We start from the raw sequence: 18,070 nt of genomic DNA, 5'->3' as shown, positions 1-18,070 counted from the left end.
GATGGTTCCGGAGCCTCCTGGAGCATCCTTCGAGACGCACTCCTGCGGAGCGCTCCTCAGGATGAGGGCTGTCGGGATGTTGTAATGGCTACAACTCTTTTACGACCGCCCGGCCCTATCGCAGCGAGGGGGTGGCGTCAAACAGGCGCCGGTGCTCGTCGAGTGCATAGGAATCGGTCATGCCGGCGATGTAGTCGGCGATTCGGCGCGAAAGACGCGCCTCGTCGAGCTCCTCGCACCCCGCCGCCCATTCCGGGGACATGGCCTGCGGCTGCGCCTTGAAGCGCACGAACAGGTCGCGGACGATGTCGGCTGCCTCCTTCCGGATCACGCCGATGCGCGGGTGGCGGTACATGTTGGGATAGAGGAAACCCTTGATTGCCTTGTCGGCCGCGACGATCGCCGGCGAGAAGGCGACGACCGGTACGCCCGCCCGCCTGATCGCGTCGGCGTCGGCAGGCGCCAGCGCCGCGATCCGCGCCTCGGATTCAGCGATCACGTCCTCGACAAAGCGAGTGATCACCCGGCGCACCAGCTCGTTGGTGGCGCGCGACCGCTCCAGGCCGGGGTGCAGGCGATCGATCTCGTCGAGCAGCCCACCGAGAAACGGCACTACTCGCAATTCGGGCAAATCGAACAGCCCGGCGCGCAGGCCGTCATCAATGTCGTGAGCGTTATAGGCGATGTCGTCGGCGAGCGCGGCGACCTGGGCCTCGGCCGAGGCATGGCTGTCCAGCCAGAGGTCCTGCTTCTCCTGATATTCGAGGATCGCGACCGGAATGCCGCTTTTCGCATAGCGTTCGGTCGGCGTCCCGTCGGCGGTCAGCAGCGGGCCGTTGTGCTTGACTAGCCCTTCAAGCGCCTCCCAGGTCAGGTTCAGCCCATCGAATCCGGCATAGCGCCGCTCCAGTCGGGTCACGATCCGCAGCGTCTGCGCATTGTGGTCGAAGCCGCCGAAGCCGGCCATGCATTCGTCGAGCGCGTCCTCGCCGGTATGGCCGAAGGGCGTGTGACCGAGGTCATGCGCCAGCGCCAGCGCCTCTGCCAAGTCTTCGTCGAGCCCGAGCGCGCGTGCAAGGGCACGCGCGATCTGCGCCACCTCGATCGTATGGGTCAGGCGCGTGCGGAAATGGTCGCCCTCATGCGAGACGAAGACCTGCGTCTTGTGCTTCAGCCGGCGGAAGGCGGTGGAATGGATGACGCGGTCGCGGTCGCGCTGGAACGGATTGCGCGTCGCCGAGCCCGGCTCCTCGACCAGCCGCCCCCGGCTCGTCGCCGTGCGGCAGGCGTAGACCGCGCGCCAGCGATCGCCGGGCTCGCGCGTCTGGGCTGTGGCGTTCTCGTGTGCTTGTGGCATAGCAGCCCCTTGGGCAGGCGCGGCTTGAAGCGATGCGCCAGCGCCATTACCTTTGCAGACGAGGCAGGAGCAAGGATGTTCTGCGCATGAGCACGGCAATCGAAGCCAACCCGCACACGATCTCGCTGACCGACAAGGCTGCGAGCCGAATCGTCGCGGTGATGGCAAGCGAGGCCCCCGGTGCGATGCTGCGTGTCAGCGTCGCCGGCGGCGGCTGTTCCGGATTCCAGTATGTCTTCGACATCGATCGCGAGAAGACCGACGGAGACCTCGTGCTGGAGCGCGATGGCGCAACCGTGCTGATCGACGAAACCTCGCTTGAGCTGCTCGATGGCTCGACCATCGATTTCGTCGACGATCTCGTCGGCCAGTCCTTCAAGATCATCAATCCGAACGCGACGAGCTCCTGCGGCTGCGGCACCTCTTTCGCGCTCTGAAACCACTTCAGCCCGACAGCACCAGCGGCCTGAAGGCGCGGAGCAGGTCGGCGTCGAGCTTGGCGCCCATCCCGATCAGCACGGAATAAGCTTCTTCGGGCGCCATCGGCTCCTTGTAGGAACGCCGCTCGATCAGGGCGGCGTAGATGTCGCAGATCGTGATCATCCGGACCACGTCGGAGATTTCGGCCGCCTTCAGCCCCTGCGGATAGCCCGAACCGTCGAGATATTCATGATGGCTGCGCGTCGCCTCGACGACCTCGCGGGCGAAGGCGCCCTGCCGCAGCAGCATCTCGTAGCCTGTCTGCGGATGCTCGCGCACAATCGCGAACTCCTCCACCGTCAACTTGCCGCGCTTGTGCAGGATCGCGAGAGGAACACGCGCCTTGCCGATGTCGTGCAGCACGGCAGCGCTGGTCACTAGCTTGCGCGCTGCCTCGGGAAAACCGAGTTCGCGGGCAAACGCGGCGGCGAGCCCCGCGACCAGCAGGCAGTGCTGATAGGTGGCATCGTCATGGTTCCAGACCATGTCGAGCCAGGCGCCGAGATCGCGGTCGTCGGCCGCGCGGTTGATCGCCTCGACACCGCCCTCGATCGCCGCGACCGGCAGCGCCGCGCCGTCAGTGGCAGCCGCGAGGATATCGGCCATGGCGGCGGACGCGGCAACGAATTGGCGCTCTATCGGCGTCTGCCCCTCCGGATTGAGGATGCGACCTATCTCGTCGAGCAGGGTCTTCGCCGGAATGTCCGCCGGCAGGATCGCGTTGGCGCCGATCGCATTGGCCTGGGTGGTCAGGCGCGGCGACCGCTCGCGCAGCAGGCAGAGATAGGGGGTTCCGTTCCGCCTGTACTCCGCGAGCTGATTGCGCACGGCTTCGACCGCCGCGCGCTTCGACAGATCGACATCGCTGACGAGCAGCCGCTTCGGTGCCGACCTGCCCTGCGTCGGGCGATGCAGGTCGATGACGTCGCAAGGCCCCCACAGCGACAGGAGCCGCTCGAGCTTGACGCTCTGTTCTGGGCGGTCGGTGATCAGCAGCACGGCGATCGGCATATCCTCATAACGAGGACACCCTAGTCTCGGGTCCGTTGAGGTCCCGTGAAACTGAATCGCTCAAATTCGCCGTTTCCTTTCAGAAACGGCGAAACGCCTCGAAACGGCTATGAACTTCGGGCTTGCCGGCGCATCGCGCTCGCTTCTGCATATTGCAGCAGCCGGTCGAGATCCTCGCGCGCGATGTCGAAGGAATCGCCCATCTGCGCCAAGGCTTCGTCGATATCGGGGGCGCTGAACATTGCTGGCGTCGCGACCTGCGGGATCGCATGGCCGGCCAGCGGCGGCCGATGCGGATAGCTGCGGCGCGTCAGGGCATGGAATGCGACGCCGAGCGCGACCAGCGAGAGCGAGCAGAGCCCGATCGGCACGAACGGGAACATCAGCCCCCACTTCATCACGGCGGGACCGCCAAGCACCGCCGTGAGCGCGACCGCTCCTCCCGGCGGATGCAAGGACCGCGTCAGCGACATGATCGCGATCGCGAGTGCGACGGCGAGCGCCGCGGCAATCGTCAGGTCCGGCACCGCCCAGCCGACCGCAAGCCCGACCAGAGCCGAAATGACATTGCCGCCTACCACCGGCCAGGGCTGCGCCAGCGGGCTCGCCGGAACCACGAAGACCAGGACCGCCGAGGCGCCGATCGGCGCCACTACCAGCGGCGAATGGGTCGGGAAGACGTATCCGGCCGCCGCGGTGAGCGCGATCGCGGCGAAGACCCCGGCACAGGCGACGACGCGCTCGGTCAGTGTCGCGCCAGCGAGGATCGGTTGAAACAGCTTCACGGCCGGCTCTCCGGAGCATGGCCCCACCGGCCATCCGGCCGAACGAGGCATGCTCCACCATCAGTCTCGGACCGCCTCTATAATAGGCATTACGCACAATTCAACGGCAAAATCATTAATTCACTTGAAGAAACGTGAATTACCTTAATCAGGTGACGCAAGCACCTGGATAGAAACAAAAAAGGCGCCCTAAGGCGCCTTTTTGGAGAAGGTTTTTCTTAGTGCGAGCTGGGAGGCCCGCCCTGCTCCATCCGGATTTCGGCTGCCATCAGCCCCTTCGGGCCAGGCCCGTAACGCACCAGCACGGTCTGCCCCGGAATCAGCTCGACGATGCCGTAGCGGCGCAGCGTCTCCATATGGACGAAGATGTCGGGCGAGCCCTCGCCGGCGGAGACGAAGCCGAAGCCGCGCAGGCGGTTGAACCACTTCACCACCATACGCTCGAGCCCGCTGGTCGGCGTGATCGTCGCATTGGTCCGCGGCATCGGCATCTCGGCCGGATGGCGCGCAGCGGAGGTGTCGATTGAGAGTACGCGGACAGCCTGGCGGCCCCTCGCCTTCGCGATTGCCTCGAGCACGATGCGGGCGCCTTCGGCGATGGCGTGGAAACCGTCGCGCTTCAGGGTCGTCACATGGACGAGGACGTCGGTGCCGCCATCCTGGGGCACGACGAAGCCGTAGCCCTTGCTGACGTCGAACCATTTGACATGGCCCGTGATCTCGACCGTCTGCTCGCCAACGTCGTCAGGCCCGTCCAGCCGCACGATCCGGTTGAGCGATTGCAGCGGGCCGACCGGTGGCCTGCCTCCGTCGCCGTATTCGTCGGACATGTCCCGCTCATCTCCGCCGCGAACGTGATTCGTGACGTGACGATAGCACCCCGGCGGAGTCGCGAAACAGTCGCTTCCGGCTCATCCACATCATCAGCATGCGTAAACCGTGTGAGAGACTGACAAAAGCTGCGCCTTGTCGCTTTCGTGCATCGCGCCGATGATCGTACGAACCGCGCTCGGGAGACCAGTCATGCGTATCACCCGCATCGAGCCCTTCATCCTGCACATCCCGGTCACCGGCGGCTCGATCGCCGACTCGACCCACCGGATCAGCCATTGGGGCGTGGTCGGCACGACGATCACCACCGAGGACGGACTCGTCGGCTATGGCTTCACCGGCACCCATGCCGACCTCGCCTCCGACCGGCTGATCACCTCTTGCATCCGCGATTGCTACGCGCCGCTGCTCGCCGGCGAGGATGCGTCCGAGCATTCGCGGCTCTGGCTGAAGCTCGCCCGCCATCCCGCTTTGCAATGGGTCGGCCGCGCCGGCATCACCCAATTGGCGCTCGCTGCCGTCGACGTCGCGCTCTGGGACCTCAAGGCGAAGAAGGCCGGCGTGCCGCTCTGGCATCTGCTCGGCGGCGCCAGCAAATCGAAACTCGAAGCCTACAACACCGACATTGGCTGGCTCTCGATCCCGAAGGACGAGTTGGTCGAGGGCGCGCGCATGGCGGTCGAGCGCGACGGCTTCCACCGTATCAAGATCAAAGTCGGCCATGCCGATCCGATGACCGATATCGGCCGGCTCGAAGCGGTGCGCCGCGCCGTCGGCGACCATGTCACCATGGCGATCGACGGCAACGGCAAATGGGACCTGCCGACCTGCAAGCGCTTCTGCGCCCGCGCCGAGGGGCTCGATATCTTCTGGTTCGAGGAGCCGCTCTGGTACGACGACATCGGCTCGCATGCCGAGCTCGCCCGCTCGACTGCGATCCCGGTCGCGCTCGGCGAGCAGCTCTATACGGTCGACGCCTTCCGCGCCTTCGTGCAGGCCGGCGCGATCCATTATGTCCAGCCCGACGTCACCCGCCTCGGCGGCATCACCGAATACATCCAGGTTGCGGAGCTGGCGCTGGCCCATCGCTTGCCGGTCGCGCCCCATGCCGGCGAGATGAGCCAGGTCCATGTCCACCTCGCTTACTGGCATCCGGCGACGCCGGTGCTCGAATACATCCCGTGGATCAAGGACGCCTTCGTGGAACCGGCCAATGTCGCCGATGGTTGTTTCCTGCGCCCGCAGCAGCCCGGCGCCGGCACCACCCCGACGAGGGCCGCCTTTGCTCGCTTCGCCAAACCGCTGTCCTGAACCCGAGAGCCGACCATGCCCGACTTCACCACGCTCGCTCTGTTCACCGCCGCCTGCGCCGTGCTGACCGCGACGCCCGGGCCCGACATGCTGCTGATCGCCTCGCGGAGCATGAGCCAGGGCCGCGCTGCCGGCTTCATGACCTATGCGGGTATCGCTACAGGCAGCTATCTCCAGGCGCTCGCCGCTGCCTATGGCCTGTCGCAGCTCTTCCTGCTCGTGCCCTCCGCCTATGACGCCCTGCGCTGGGCCGGCGCCGCCTACCTCGCCTGGCTCGCCTGGAAGACCCTCCGCTCGCCCGCGACATTGTTCGCGCCGACGGCGGACGCGGCACGTTTCCCGCTGCGCCAGATCTTCCTGCAGGGCCTGCTGACAAACCTGCTCAACCCGAAGATGGCGCTGTTCATGCTGGCGCTGTTGCCGCAGTTCGTGAAGCCGGAGGCCGGATCGCTGCTGCTCCAGGTCGTGGTGCTGGCCTCGATCCTCAATTTGATGGGCCTCATCGCCAACGGCATCGTCATCATGACGGCAAGCCGGCTCGGCCGCGCCATCGCCAGCCGGCCGCATCTGGCGCTCTGGCCGCAGCGCATCCTCGGCGTGGTCTTCGGCGGGCTGGCGCTGCGCCTCGCCTTCGCCTCGCGGGATTGAGCTGCAGACGCCATCAACCCTTCGTCATTTCGAGCGCAGCGAAGCAATCCAGGGAGACGTAGAGCACTGCCGCCGCTGGATTGCTTCGTCGCCTTGCTCCTCGCAATGACGAGAGGCGTCTATGACCGTCATCAGTTCGCCAATCGCGCCAGTGCCGGGCCGATCTCGCTGCGCACGACGAGATCGGCGATCGGGTCGAGATCGGTCGGCTCGCGGTTGAGGATGACGAGCTTCGCCCCGTTGCGCTTGGCGATCACCGGGAAGGTCGCGGCCGGGAAGACGACGAGCGAGGAGCCGGCGACGAGGTAGAGATCGGCCGACATCGTCAGCTCGTGGGCCCGCAGCATGGGTTGCTGCGGCATCTGCTGGCCGAAGGAGATCGTCGCGGTCTTCACGATACCGGCGCACATCATGCAGGAAGCCGGCTCGCCGCTCGCCTCGAACTCCGCCCTTATCGCCGCAAGCTCATGCCGCCAGCCACAGGTCAGGCAGGTCGCATAGGTGCCGTTGCCGTGCAGCTCGATCACCGCGCCCTCCGCGATGCCCGAGGCTTGGTGCAGGCCGTCGATGTTCTGGGTGATCACACCGGGCGAGCGCCCTTCCGCCACCAAAGTCGCCAGCGCCCGATGGCCGCGATTGGGCCTGGCGTCGCGATAATGGGCGTCCATCGCGAATTTGCGCCGCCAGGCCTCGATCCGCGCCTCGCGGCTGGCGAGGAAGGCCTCGAATGGGATCGGCTTGTTCTGCATCCAGGGCGAGCCCGGCGAACGGAAATCCGGCACGCCCGATTCGGTCGAAATCCCCGCACCGGTGAACGGCACGATCACCCGGGCGCGGTCGAGCATCGCATGCAATTCCTCGATCGCGTCCTGCGTCGCCTCGTCCATGCCGTCTCCTCACCTTGTTCCGGTTCGAATATGGGGCGTTCCGGCGTTGCGCTCCAGCCCTGCCGGCGAGGCCGTTGACGCCGAAAGAAACGCGCCGCAAAGCTCAGCCATGCCTGCGCCCTCTCCCGCCCCGCTCAACCCCGATCTCATCGACACTGCGACCCCGCCGATTCCCGAGGCCAAGGCCTGGGCGCGCGGCTATGCCGGTGGCAACGGTCCGCTGATCGACCTGTCGCAGGCCGTGCCCGGCTCGCCGCCACCGGCTGCCCTGCTCGAACACCTCGCCGAGGCTGCCGCGCTGCCCGAAAGCACGCGCTACGGGCCGATCGCCGGCGACGATGTCCTACGCGAAGCCTATGCCGCAGAGAGCAGCACCTTCTATGGCGGCGCGATCCGGCCGCAGGAGATCGCGATCACCGCTGGCTGCAACCAAGCCTATGTCACGGTGATGATGGCGTTGGCGCGCGCCGGCGACAATGTGCTGCTGCCGACGCCCTGGTACTTCAACCACGAGATGACGCTGAACATGCTCGGCGTCGAGCCGCGCCCGCTGCCTTGCGATCCGGCTCAAGGCTTCGTGCCGGATGCGACGACAGCCGAGGCGCTGATCGACGAACGCACCCGCGCCATCGTGCTGGTGACCCCGAACAACCCGACCGGCGCGGTCTACCCGCCTGCGACCATCGCCGCCTTCGCCGAGCTCTGCCGCAAGCGCAGGATCTGGCTGGTGCTCGACGAGACCTATCGCGACTTCCTGCCCGAAGGCGCGGACCGCCCGCATGAGCTCTTTGCCGCAAGCGACTGGCAGGATTCGCTGATCGGCCTCTACAGCTTCTCCAAGGCCTATGCCGTGCCCGGCTGGCGGCTGGGTGCGATCACCGCCGGCGAGGCGGCGCTGGCCCAGATCGGCAAGGTGCTGGACTGCGTCCAGATCAGCCCGGTGCGCGCCGGCCAGAGCGCCGTCGCCTGGGGCATCGACGGCATCCGCGCCTGGCGTGAGGCCAACCGCGCCGAGATGAACTCCCGGGCCGCGCTCTTCCGCCAGGCGATCGCGCCGCTGAACGGCTGGAGCGTGCTCGCGGCGGGTGCCTATTTCGCCTATGTCGCCCACCCCTTCGAGGGCGTGCCGGCGGCGGACGTCGTGCGCCGGCTGGTGCAGGAGCGCGGCGTGCTCGCTTTGCCCGGCCCCTATTTCGGGCCCGGCCAGGAGCAGCATTTGCGCATCGCCATCGCCAATGTCGCGGCCGAGCGCATCGCAGCGCTCGGCGAGCGGCTGAAGGGTTTCGCGCTCTAAAGCCTCACCCCTTCGCCGCCGGGCACTTGCTCTCGCTCAGCGGCCAGACCGTCTCCTCCGGCGCGATTTTGCGCACGATCTCGAAATAGTCCCACGGCCCCTTCGAATCCGCCGGCTTCTTGACCCTCGCGAGATACATCTCGCGCAGCACCCTTCCATCGGCGCGGATCGTCGCGTCCTTGGTGAAGGCATCGTTGATCGGCATCGCCCGCATCGCGGCAGCGACCTTGTCGGGATCGTCGGTGCCCGCCTGCTTGATCGCCTTGAGATAGTGCAGCACCGAGCCATAGACCCCGGCATGCAGCATGGAAGGCATCATCCCGGCCCGCTCCAGGAACTGCTTCGACCAGGAGCGCGAGGGCTCGTCGAGATCCCAATAGGAAGCGGTGGTCAGATAGGTGCCTTGCGTCGCCTTGAGGCCGAGGCTGTGCACGTCCTGCAGGAAGAAGATCAGCGCCGCGAGGTTCTGCCCCTGCTCGGCGAGGCCGAATTCTCCGGCCTGCTTGATCGCGTTGACCGTGTCGTTGCCGGCATTGGCGATGCCGATCACCTTGGCGCCGGAGGCCTGCGCCCGCAGCAGGAAGGAGGAGAAATCGGCATTGTTCAAGGGATGGCGCACCGCGCCGACGACCTTACCGCCATTGGCCTCGACGACATCAGTGGCGTCCTTCTGGAGCTGGTGGCCGAAGGCGTAGTCGGAGGCCAGCATGAACCAGGAGGTGCCGCCAGCCTTGACCACGGCCGAGGCGGTGCCGCGGGCGACACCATAGGTGTCGTAGGTCCAGTGGAAGCCATAGGGCGAGCACTGCTCATTGGTCAGCGCCGTGGTGCCGGCGCCGGAATACATCACGATCCGCTTCTTCTCGCGGGCGAGCGACTGCAGCGCCAGCGCCACCGCCGAATTGGGGATGTCGACGACGGCGTCGACCTTGTAGATGTCGAACCATTGCCGGGCGATCGAGGTGCCGAGATCGGCCTTGTGCTGATGGTCGGCCGCGACGATCTGGATCGGCTTGCCGAGCACGGTCGCACCGAACTCCTTTACCGCCAGCTCGGCCGCGATCACCGAGCCCTTGCCGCCGATATCGGCGGTGACGCCGCCCATATCGGTCAGCACGCCGATCTTGACGACATCGTCGCTGACCTGGGCCAGCGCCGGCATACTGGCGAGCGCCATCAGGGCGCCGCCCACTAGAAGCGATCGCATCATTATCCTCCCGAGCTGTCGTCCGGCCTTGCCGCCGGTTCAATCTCAAAGACCCTTTGCCTCCAGCCAGGCGACGATCAGGGCCGCGATCTCGTCGCTGTTGTCCTCGCACATCGGCATATGGCCGTTGCCGGTGATGCCACGCTCCGGCAGCCAGACAAACTGCGCGCCCAGATAGCGCGCCGTCGCCTTGTCGACCGCGCGCGGATGGCGCGGGTCGCTGTCGCCGGTGACGATCAGGATCGGCAGGTTTGCAAGGTTCGCCGCGTCGGCGATGCGCAGGCCCTTGCCACCGATGTTGAAGCGCTCGTTCATCAGGCGCGCGCTCTCGGGCACGATCGAGCGGCGATAGGCTCCGAAGGCCTGTTTCGGGAAGCGCTCGGAATTGGCCCAATAGGCCTGCATGAACTCGGGCGGGATGAAGAGCGGCTTGTCTTCCTCGACCCGGACCGGGCAGCCCAGGCTCTAATCGTCCTTGAGCTTGGCCACCGCCTCGGCATCGTCGGGCAGCACCGGCAGGAGATTGGCCGGCCCGCCCGGCGCGATACCGACGATCGCTGCGACAGCCTTTGGGCTCTGCTCGGCGATCCACCAAGCCATCGGCCCGCTGGCGGAGTGCACGAGCAGCACCGCCGGCCCGATCTCCTCGAGCAGACACTGCAGGGAGGTCGCGATCTCGACGCTCGACAAAGTCGCGAAATCCGGCCGCATCGGCGAGCGGCCATGCCCCGGCCAGTCCGGCACGAAGACCTCGCGGCCGGAGGCGGCAAAGAAAGGCGCCCAGCCGGGCCGACCATCGGGCGTGGTCAGATAGCAGGCACCGGTATGGCCGCCGCCATGGACGACGACGATCGGCAACCGCCCCGGCTGAGGCGCCCCGAGCCGGTCGACATAGATCGGATGGGCGTCCGTGCCCGAATAGAAGCATTGCCGCTCCGGCGCGCGCAAAAGCGCCTGCCGCCTTGTGGCACCAGCCTGGTCCATCGCCTCCTCCCGGCACGGCAAAACCGTGCCATTCCTTATCCGGGATGCTAGGACCGGCTCATGGCGCGCGCAACAAAAAAGTCCAATGTGAGACTAATTCCGCAGGACGAGACCGGCGAACTCGACGCCGGGCAGCGTCGCGCCATCCTCGATGGCACCGCGATCCCGACTGCCTACAAGATCGGCTACATCCTGAACTTCTATCGCGAGCCCTCCTTCCGGGCGATCGAGATGGAGTTCGGGCTGACCCGGCCGGAGATCGTCATCCTGATCTTCCTGACCGTGCGCGACGGCGCCAGCGCAAGCGAGTTCTGCGAGTTCTCCGGCCATCTCAAAGCGAGCGTCAGCCGCGCCGTCATCCTGCTCGAGAAGAAGACGCTGATCCGACGCGAGCCCGATAAGGCCGACAGTCGCCGCCAACTCCTCTTCCTGACGCCGGAAGGTCGCGCCCTCTACGAACGTTATATCCCGGCGCTGCAGGCCAGGGAGGCGGCGATGCTCGATTGCCTCTCGGGCGAGGAGCGGGCCCAGCTCGGGCAGCTACTCGACAAGCTCGCCGCCCATGTCCCGCAATGGGGTTTTGCCTCCGAGCTCTGAAGCCCCGAAGCGTCAACTCAGCAGCCTTGGCCTCAGCCGCCCCGCGCCTGTCAAGTCGTGCTTGACAAGTTGCGATGAGCGCGAGAACTTCCTGTCAAGCTCACCTTGACAAGAGATGGCCATGACGACGTCGGATCAGGCTCTAGGCGATGCTGGCTCCGGCAAGTGGCGAAAGCGTCTGAGCAAGGCTTTGAAGCCGCTGCTGCACTGCTCGTTCTGCGGCAAGAACCAGCACGACGTCGAGAAGCTCGTCGCCGGCCCGGCGGTCTTCATCTGCAATGAATGCGTCGCCAAATGTAACGCGTTCATGGCGCTGCCGGTCGACGCGCCGCGGCCGGATACGGAAATCCGGAGCATTCAAGAGCTCGAGACGCTCCCGACCGAGCGCCTTCTGCACTGGCTCAAGGTCGAGGCTGCGCTCTACGAGCACACCGCCGTCGGGCTGGGACGGACGGTCGACGTCCTGCGCAGGCGCAAGATCTCCTGGGCCGCGATCGGAGAAGCGCTCGGCATCTCCCGCCAGGCGGCCTGGGATCGTTTTTCCTAGCGCGCTGCCTGAGCAGGCCCTCGCGCGCTTGTGACAGGCCCCATTCAGCCGAAGAGAAACTGGTCCGAAAGCTGGCCAACGGTGAAGTTGCTGATGCGGATACCCCCGGCAAAGCCGAGTTCCGAGGTCGAGACCAGCACGTCCGCGCCGTCTTGTGCCGTGATGACGTTGCTGAAACCTTGCAGGAACAACGTATCGAAATCGCCCAGAACTTCATTGAAATCGGCTATGACCGCATAAGCGCCGGAAGACAAATCCTGCAACCGGAAGACGAATGTGTCGTTGCCCTGGCCTCCGACTAGTCCATCCGCACCGCCAAAGCCGGACAGGACGTCATCGCCGCCATTGCCGAAGAGCGTGTTGTTGAACGCATCGCCAATCAGGATATCGGCGAAATGCGAGCCGGCCAGACCCTCGATCGAGAAATAGCTATCGCCCGCGGCCTCGCCTGCATTGGCGGCGGCATTGGACAGCCGTGCTGTCACGCCACTGGCGGCATCGTCGTACCGAGCCACATCGAAATCGTTTCCGCCGTCGAGTCGATCCGCGCCAGCGCCGCCATAGAGGTCGTCATTGCCCGCGAACCCATAAATCTCATCATTCCCGGCCAGACCGACCAGAGCGTCATTGCCGGCAAGGCCGAGCAAAGCGTTCGCATTGGCGTCGCCAGTCAGCCTATCGTCAAATGCCGAACCTATGAGAGCCTCGATGGAGAAGTAACTGTCCCCCGCCGCATCGCCCGCATTGAGCGTGGTGTCGGCGAGGTTTGCACTCACGGCTGCCGCGGCATCATCGTAGCGCGCAAAATCGTAGCCTTCGCCGCCATCCAGCCGGTCGCCCGCTGCACCTCCGCTCAACATATCGCTGCCATCGAAGCCGTAAAGTTCGTCGCTGCCGGCAAAGCCATAGAGCGTGTCGTTTCCGCCAAGCCCGAGTAGTGCGTTGCTGCCCGCGTCGCCGATCAGAAGATCGGCGAAGGCCGAACCTATGAGCGCCTCGATCCCGACGAGTTGGTCGCCCTGCGCATCCCCGCCGACGCCGGTGCCGAGATCGAGCCGCACCGTGACGCCGATCGAGCTGTCATCATAGCGGGCGAAGTCGAAATCAGCACCGCCGACCAGTGCATCCGCGCCCGCGCCGCCGGTTAGCAGGTCGACGCCAGCGCCTCCGTTGATCGAATCATTGCCGCCAAAACCGTAGAGCACGTCGTTGCCGTTCAGCCCGAAGAGCTGATTGACGGCGCCGTCGCCCAAAAGCGTGTCGGCGAACCCCGAACCGTGAACGCCCTCGATAGACGTGAAAGTGTCGCCGGCGGCTTCCCCGCTGTTGCCGGCAGGCGTCAGCAGGCTGACGGTTACGCCGGCCGTAGCGTTGGTGTATTCGGCAAGATCGAACCCGCCGCCGCCGTCGAGCACGTCCGCGCCCTGGCCGCCACGCAGGAAATTGTCACCGGCGTCGCCCGTCAAAATGTCGTTGAAGTCGCCGCCGCGCAGGCCTTCGATCGAAACATAAGTGTCGCCCACGGCCTCGCCGATATTCGCACCCGGGTTGGCGAGACTGACGGTTACGCCCGCGGAGGCGTTGCGATAGTCGGCATAGTCGATGCCGTCGCCACCATTCAGCGCATCCGCGCCGAGACCGCCGCGCAGAGAGTTACTGCCGGCGTCGCCCGTCAACGTGTCGTTGAAGTCGCCGCCACGCAGGCCTTCGATCGAGACATAAGTGTCGCCGGCAGCATCGCCGGTATTGATGCCGGGATTGGCGAGGCTCGCTACGACAGCAGTCGTCGCGTTCACGTAGTCGGCATAGTCAAAGCCGCCAGCACCATCCAACACGTCAGCGCCAGCTCGGCCCCGAAGGAAATTGTCGTTGGCATCGCCGATCAGGGTGTCGTTGAAGTCGGTGCCGCGCAGGCCTTCGATCGAGATATAGATGTCGCCGGCAGCATCGCCGGTATTGATCGCAGAATTGGTCAGGCTGGCCAATATGCCTGTCGTCGCGTTGCGATAATCGGCGTAGTCGAAGCCGTCCGCACCGTTCAGTAGATCCGCGCCCAGACGACCGCGCAGATAATTGTCGCCCGCATCGCCGATCAGCGTGTCGTTGAAATCGGTGCCGCGCAGGCCTTCGATTGAGATATAGGTGTCGCCCGCAGCATCGCCGGTATTGAGCGCAGGATTGGTCAGGCTCGCTACGACACCGGCCGTCGCGCCCGAATAGTCGGCGTAGTCAAAGCCGCCGGCGCCATTCAGCACGTCGGCGCCATTTCGGCCACGCAGATAATTGTCGCCGGCATCGCCGATCAGAAGGTCGTTGAACTGGCTGCCGCGCACGCCTTCGATCGAAACATAGGTATCGCCGGCGGCCTCGCCGGTATTGATCGCAGGATTGGTCAGGCTGACAGTTACGCCCGCTGCGGCGTTGCGATAGTCGGCGAAGTCGAAGCCGTCGCCGCCGTTCAGCGCATCCGATCCGAGACCGCCCCTGAGAACGTTGTCACCAGCGTCGCCCGTCAGCGTGTCATTGAAATCGCTCCCGCGCAGATTTTCGATCGAACTGTAGGTGTCGCCTGCGGCCTCGCCGGTATTGGCATTGGGGTTGGCAAGGCTGGCGGTTAGGCCTGTCGCGGCATTGGAGTAGTCGGCAGAGTCATCGCCGTTGCCACCAGCCAGCGAATCCGCTCCGAGACCGCCGCGCAGGACGTTGTCGCCGGCATCGCCAATCAGCGTGTCATTGAAAACGCTGCCATCCAGGTTTTCGATCGAGACATAGGTATCGCCCGCGGCCTCGCCGGTATTGGCATTGGGGTTGGCAAGGCTGGCCGTTATGCCTGTCGTGGCATTGAAATAGTCGGCATAGTCGGAGCCGCCACCGCCATTCAGCGCGTCCGCCCCCAGACCGCCGCGCAGGAAGTTGTCGTTGCCGTCACCGGTCAGCGTGTCGCCGAAATCGCTGCCGCGCAAACCCTCGATCGAGATGAAGGTGTCGCCCGCAGCTTCGCCGGTATTGATCGCGGCATTGGCCAGGCTGACTGTTATGCCTGCGATGGCGTAGCGATAGTCGGCGTAGTCGAAGCCGCCGGCGCCGTTGAGCGTATCTGCCCCGAGGCCACCACGCAGAAAATTCAGGTTCGCATCGCCGATCAGCGTGTCGTTGAAATCGCTCCCGCGCACGCCTTCGATCGAGAAATAGCTGTCGCCCGCAGCTTCGCCGGTATTGATGGCAGGATCGGTCAGGCTGACGGTGACACCTGCCGTCGCGCTCGTGTAATCGGCAAAATCAAAGCCGCCGCCACCGTTCAAGGCATCGGCGCCAAGTCCGCCGCGGAGAAAGTTGTCGCCTGCGTCGCCAATCAGGAGGTCATTGAAGTCGCCACCGCGCAGACCTTCAATCGAGGCGTAAAGATCCCCGGCAGCTTCGCCGGTGTTGGAAGCCGGATTGGTCAGGCTGACCGTTATGCCCGTCGTGGAATTGCGATAATCGGCGAAATCGAAACCGCCGCCGCCATTCAGCAAGTCGGCCCCGAGGCCGCCGCGCAGCACGTTGTCGCCGGCATTGCCCGTCAACGTGTCGTTGAAGGCGCTGCCCCGTACGTTCTCAATCGAGATATAGGTGTCACCTGCGGCTTCGCCGGTGTTGTTGCCCGGGGTGGTCAGATCCACGACAATCCCGGCTATCGCATTCTGATAGCTCGCGGTATCGAAGCCAGATCCGCCGTCAAGGATATCCGCGCCGCCCCCGCCAATCAGAATGTCGTTGCCCGCCAGACCGTTTAGGGTGTCGTCGCTGCCGCTGCCGGTTAGCGTATCGTCTCCTGCAGTGCCATTGAAGACAGGCATCGAACGTCCCTTTCACGCATGAAAATGAATCGCGGCATCAGACAGTTGGACATGCAACGGAGAGATGACCGCAGTCATCGACCTCTGTTCATTCCTTTAGGGAAATTTAACCAATATCATAAGGAGAGCATCACGCTCTGGGCGTCAAGCGATATTGCTTATACAGAATCTGCAAGCGGAATTTTGAATTGGCTAAGCCGGATACTATGGAAAGCAAGCTACCTGGCCTTGCTTCGCTCCGTCACCACCGCCCATTCCTCCCGCTTTGAATTCAGCCAGCCGACGCGAACTAAAAACCGAAGTATTCGCGAGAAATGTGGGCAATGCCGCTTATGTTCTGGCCTTGCATGGCGGGAGACGTCCAGGTCGCCGGCGCATCTGTCCTGGACGGCGCCGCTGGGGAAATCGCCCGGATTCACCATCTCAAAATTTTTGCGAAGGTGACCCGGATGACACGCCAGACATGATCGCACCGTGCTCTGGCCGATATGCGCCGGCACATGCATCCAGGGTCTTTTGGTTGGACTACACTTGAGTTCGCTGTTGGCGGATGGTGCTATAGGCTAGAATATGGCTCCGAACCGAAGGTTCGCGCTAGCGGATAGTAGGAACCGGCTTTCAGGCAACATCATGCTCGGATGGAAACGCTCTGCGTTTCCATCCGAAATCTGAACCCGACTCTAGTGCTCAACAAACACCTTAAATCCGACGGGGTAACCCCGGCACGTGCGATCTATGACGAGCCGCCCTCTCACATCGTCGCACCGATCTGCCAGGGCACGAACTCGGCATCGCCATAGCCCATCTCTTCGGACTTCGATTTCTCGCCCGAGGCGATCTTCAGCAGATAGTCGAAGATCTCCTTGCCCTTCTCCTCCAGCGTCACGCCGTCGAGGACATCGCCGCAATTGAGGTCCATGTCGTCGGTCTGCTTCAGATACATCGGGGTGTTGGTCGCAAGCTTGACCGAGGGCGTCGGCTTGCAGCCATAGGCCGAGCCGCGGCCGGTGGTGAAGGCGAGGATGTTGGCGCCGCCGGCGACCTGCCCCGTGGCAGAAACCGGGTCGTAGCCGGGCGTGTCCATATAGACGAAGCCTTTGCTCCGGACCGGCTCGGCATAGTGGTAGACGGCGGCCAGCGTCTTGGTGCCGCCCTTGGCGGCCGCGCCGAGCGACTTTTCCAGGATGGTGGTCAGCCCGCCGGCCTTGTTGCCGGGCGACGGGTTATTGTTCATGTCCATCCGGGCTCGCGCCGTATAGTCCTCCCACCACTTGATGATGCCGACGAGTTTTTCGCCGACCTCGCGGGTGGCGGCGCGGCGGGTGAGCAGGTGTTCGGCACCGTAGATCTCCGGCGTCTCGGAGAGGATCGCGGTGCCGCCATGCTCGACCAGGAGGTCGACCGCCTTGCCCAGCGCCGGATTGGCGGTGATGCCGGAATAACCATCCGATCCACCGCATTGCAAAGCGAGCATCAATTCGGACGCCGGCACGGTCTCGCGCTTGGCCTGGTTGGCGATCGGCAGCATCACCTTCAGCGCCTCGATCCCGGCTGCGACCGCCTTCCGGGTGCCGCCGGTTTCCTGGATGGTCAGCGTCCGGAAGACGTCGCTCTCCTCGACGCCGTAGGCTTCCTTCATCCGCTTGATCTGGAAGCCCTCGCAGCCGAGTCCGACGACGAGCACCGCCGCCATGTTCGGGTTGCAGGCATAGCCCCAGGTCGTGCGCTTCAGGACTTCGAAGCTCTCGCCGTTGTAGTCGATGCCGCAGCCGGTGCCGTGGGTCAGGGCGATGACGCCGTCGACATTGGGGTAGTCGGCGAGCAGGCCCGAGCGCTTGACCTCCTCGGCCATGAAGCGTGCGGCCGAAGCCGAGCAGTTCACTGAAGTGAGGATGCCGACATAGTTGCGCGTGCCAGCATTGCCGGCCTTGCGGCGAAACCCCTCGAAGGTCGCCTGCTGCTCGACCGGCAGCACGAACTCCGTCTTCGCTTCGGCGGCATAGGCATAGTCGCGCTCGAAGGCGTGGAAGCCGGTATTGTGTTCGTGCACCCATTCGCCTGGCGGGATATCGAGCGTGGCGAAGCCGATGATCTGGCCGAACTTGCGGATCGGCTCGTCCTTGGCGATCCGGGTCAGCGCAACCTTGTGGCCGCGCGGGATGCGCTTCAGCGCAGTGACTCCGGCTGCGCTGACACCGACATCGATCGGATCGACGGCGACCGCGACATTGTCGGCGGCATTGAGCTTCAGCGTGCGCGGCGGGGCGGCTTTGTCGAGCATGATGATACCTT

At 64.9% G+C, this 18,070-nt stretch carries 15 protein-coding genes and 1 pseudogene; 6 read left to right on the top strand and 10 right to left on the bottom strand.

Annotation, left to right across the window (positions count from 1 at the left end):
- Nucleotides 1-115: 115 nt before the first annotated feature.
- Nucleotides 116-1,357, bottom strand: a complete 1,242-nt coding sequence (locus tag BLM15_RS04510) for a deoxyguanosinetriphosphate triphosphohydrolase (RefSeq protein ID WP_126110754.1) — start codon at nt 1,355-1,357, stop codon at nt 116-118.
- A gap of 86 nt (nt 1,358-1,443) precedes the next feature.
- On the opposite strand from BLM15_RS04510, the gene BLM15_RS04505 reads away from it, so the two are divergent.
- Nucleotides 1,444-1,794: a HesB/IscA family protein gene (locus tag BLM15_RS04505; protein ID WP_126110752.1), complete on the top strand. Its 351-nt coding sequence runs from the start codon at nt 1,444-1,446 to the stop codon at nt 1,792-1,794.
- 7 nt (nt 1,795-1,801) lie between these two features.
- Here the strand turns inward: BLM15_RS04505 and BLM15_RS04500 are convergent, their stop codons facing one another.
- From BLM15_RS04500 to BLM15_RS04490, 3 genes are all read right to left on the bottom strand, one after another.
- Nucleotides 1,802-2,848, bottom strand: a complete 1,047-nt coding sequence (locus BLM15_RS04500) for an HD-GYP domain-containing protein (RefSeq protein WP_126110750.1) — start codon at nt 2,846-2,848, stop codon at nt 1,802-1,804.
- Nucleotides 2,849-2,955: 107 nt separating this feature from the next.
- Nucleotides 2,956-3,633, bottom strand: coding sequence for an HPP family protein (locus BLM15_RS04495; RefSeq protein ID WP_236846565.1), 678 nt, complete (start codon nt 3,631-3,633; stop codon nt 2,956-2,958).
- A 218-nt stretch (nt 3,634-3,851) separates the two neighbouring features.
- A complete protein-coding gene (locus tag BLM15_RS04490) occupies nt 3,852-4,463 on the bottom strand; it encodes a cold-shock protein (RefSeq protein WP_126110746.1) in 612 nt (203 codons plus the stop codon).
- 193 nt (nt 4,464-4,656) lie between these two features.
- Between BLM15_RS04490 and BLM15_RS04485 the strand changes: the two genes are divergently transcribed.
- Both BLM15_RS04485 and BLM15_RS04480 read left to right on the top strand, forming a co-directional pair.
- Entirely contained in the window at nt 4,657-5,775 is a 1,119-nt protein-coding gene (locus BLM15_RS04485) for a mandelate racemase/muconate lactonizing enzyme family protein (protein WP_126110744.1), read from the top strand.
- Nucleotides 5,776-5,790: 15 nt separating this feature from the next.
- On the top strand, nt 5,791-6,423 hold the full coding sequence (locus BLM15_RS04480) for a LysE family translocator (protein WP_126110742.1): 633 nt from the start codon (nt 5,791-5,793) through the stop codon (nt 6,421-6,423).
- 131 nt (nt 6,424-6,554) lie between these two features.
- Here the strand turns inward: BLM15_RS04480 and BLM15_RS04475 are convergent, their stop codons facing one another.
- Nucleotides 6,555-7,310 carry an SIR2 family NAD-dependent protein deacylase gene (locus BLM15_RS04475; protein WP_236846560.1) on the bottom strand — a complete coding sequence of 252 codons (756 nt, stop codon included), beginning with the start codon at nt 7,308-7,310 and terminating at the stop codon, nt 6,555-6,557.
- A 109-nt stretch (nt 7,311-7,419) separates the two neighbouring features.
- Between BLM15_RS04475 and BLM15_RS04470 the strand changes: the two genes are divergently transcribed.
- The gene (locus BLM15_RS04470) at nt 7,420-8,604 is read left to right on the top strand and encodes an aminotransferase (RefSeq protein ID WP_126110740.1); all 1,185 of its coding nucleotides are present in this window, start codon (nt 7,420-7,422) and stop codon (nt 8,602-8,604) included.
- A 4-nt stretch (nt 8,605-8,608) separates the two neighbouring features.
- Here the strand turns inward: BLM15_RS04470 and BLM15_RS04465 are convergent, their stop codons facing one another.
- Genes BLM15_RS04465 through BLM15_RS31770 form a run of 3 tightly spaced genes read right to left on the bottom strand, consistent with a single transcriptional unit; the run spans nt 8,609 to nt 10,795 of the window.
- Nucleotides 8,609-9,811: an ABC transporter substrate-binding protein gene (locus BLM15_RS04465; RefSeq protein ID WP_206438605.1), complete on the bottom strand. Its 1,203-nt coding sequence runs from the start codon at nt 9,809-9,811 to the stop codon at nt 8,609-8,611.
- Nucleotides 9,812-9,856: 45 nt separating this feature from the next.
- Entirely contained in the window at nt 9,857-10,216 is a 360-nt protein-coding gene (locus BLM15_RS31775; protein WP_236846558.1) for an alpha/beta hydrolase family protein, read from the bottom strand.
- A gap of 60 nt (nt 10,217-10,276) precedes the next feature.
- A complete protein-coding gene (locus tag BLM15_RS31770) occupies nt 10,277-10,795 on the bottom strand; it encodes an alpha/beta fold hydrolase (RefSeq protein ID WP_236846556.1) in 519 nt (172 codons plus the stop codon).
- A gap of 87 nt (nt 10,796-10,882) precedes the next feature.
- Here BLM15_RS31770 and BLM15_RS04455 point away from each other — a divergent pair, with 87 nt between their 5' ends.
- The gene (locus BLM15_RS04455) at nt 10,883-11,392 is read left to right on the top strand and encodes a MarR family winged helix-turn-helix transcriptional regulator (protein ID WP_236846549.1); all 510 of its coding nucleotides are present in this window, start codon (nt 10,883-10,885) and stop codon (nt 11,390-11,392) included.
- A 178-nt stretch (nt 11,393-11,570) separates the two neighbouring features.
- Nucleotides 11,571-11,690, top strand: a pseudogene (locus tag BLM15_RS31765) (ClpX C4-type zinc finger protein); the annotation flags it as partial.
- Nucleotides 11,691-11,983: 293 nt separating this feature from the next.
- Here the strand turns inward: BLM15_RS31765 and BLM15_RS04445 are convergent.
- Both BLM15_RS04445 and BLM15_RS04440 read right to left on the bottom strand, forming a co-directional pair.
- The gene (locus BLM15_RS04445) at nt 11,984-15,778 is read right to left on the bottom strand and encodes a beta strand repeat-containing protein (RefSeq protein WP_126110732.1); all 3,795 of its coding nucleotides are present in this window, start codon (nt 15,776-15,778) and stop codon (nt 11,984-11,986) included.
- Nucleotides 15,779-16,529: 751 nt separating this feature from the next.
- Nucleotides 16,530-18,059 (bottom strand): UxaA family hydrolase, encoded by a 1,530-nt coding sequence (locus BLM15_RS04440; protein WP_126110730.1) that lies wholly within the window; start codon nt 18,057-18,059, stop codon nt 16,530-16,532.
- Nucleotides 18,060-18,070 lie beyond the last annotated feature (11 nt).

Origin of the sequence: Bosea sp. Tri-49, assembly GCF_003952665.1 — a bacterium.
GTDB lineage: Bacteria > Pseudomonadota > Alphaproteobacteria > Rhizobiales > Beijerinckiaceae > Allobosea.
The sequence above is the reverse complement of the archived record's forward strand: the minus strand, read 5'-3'. Positions and strand labels throughout refer to the sequence as shown.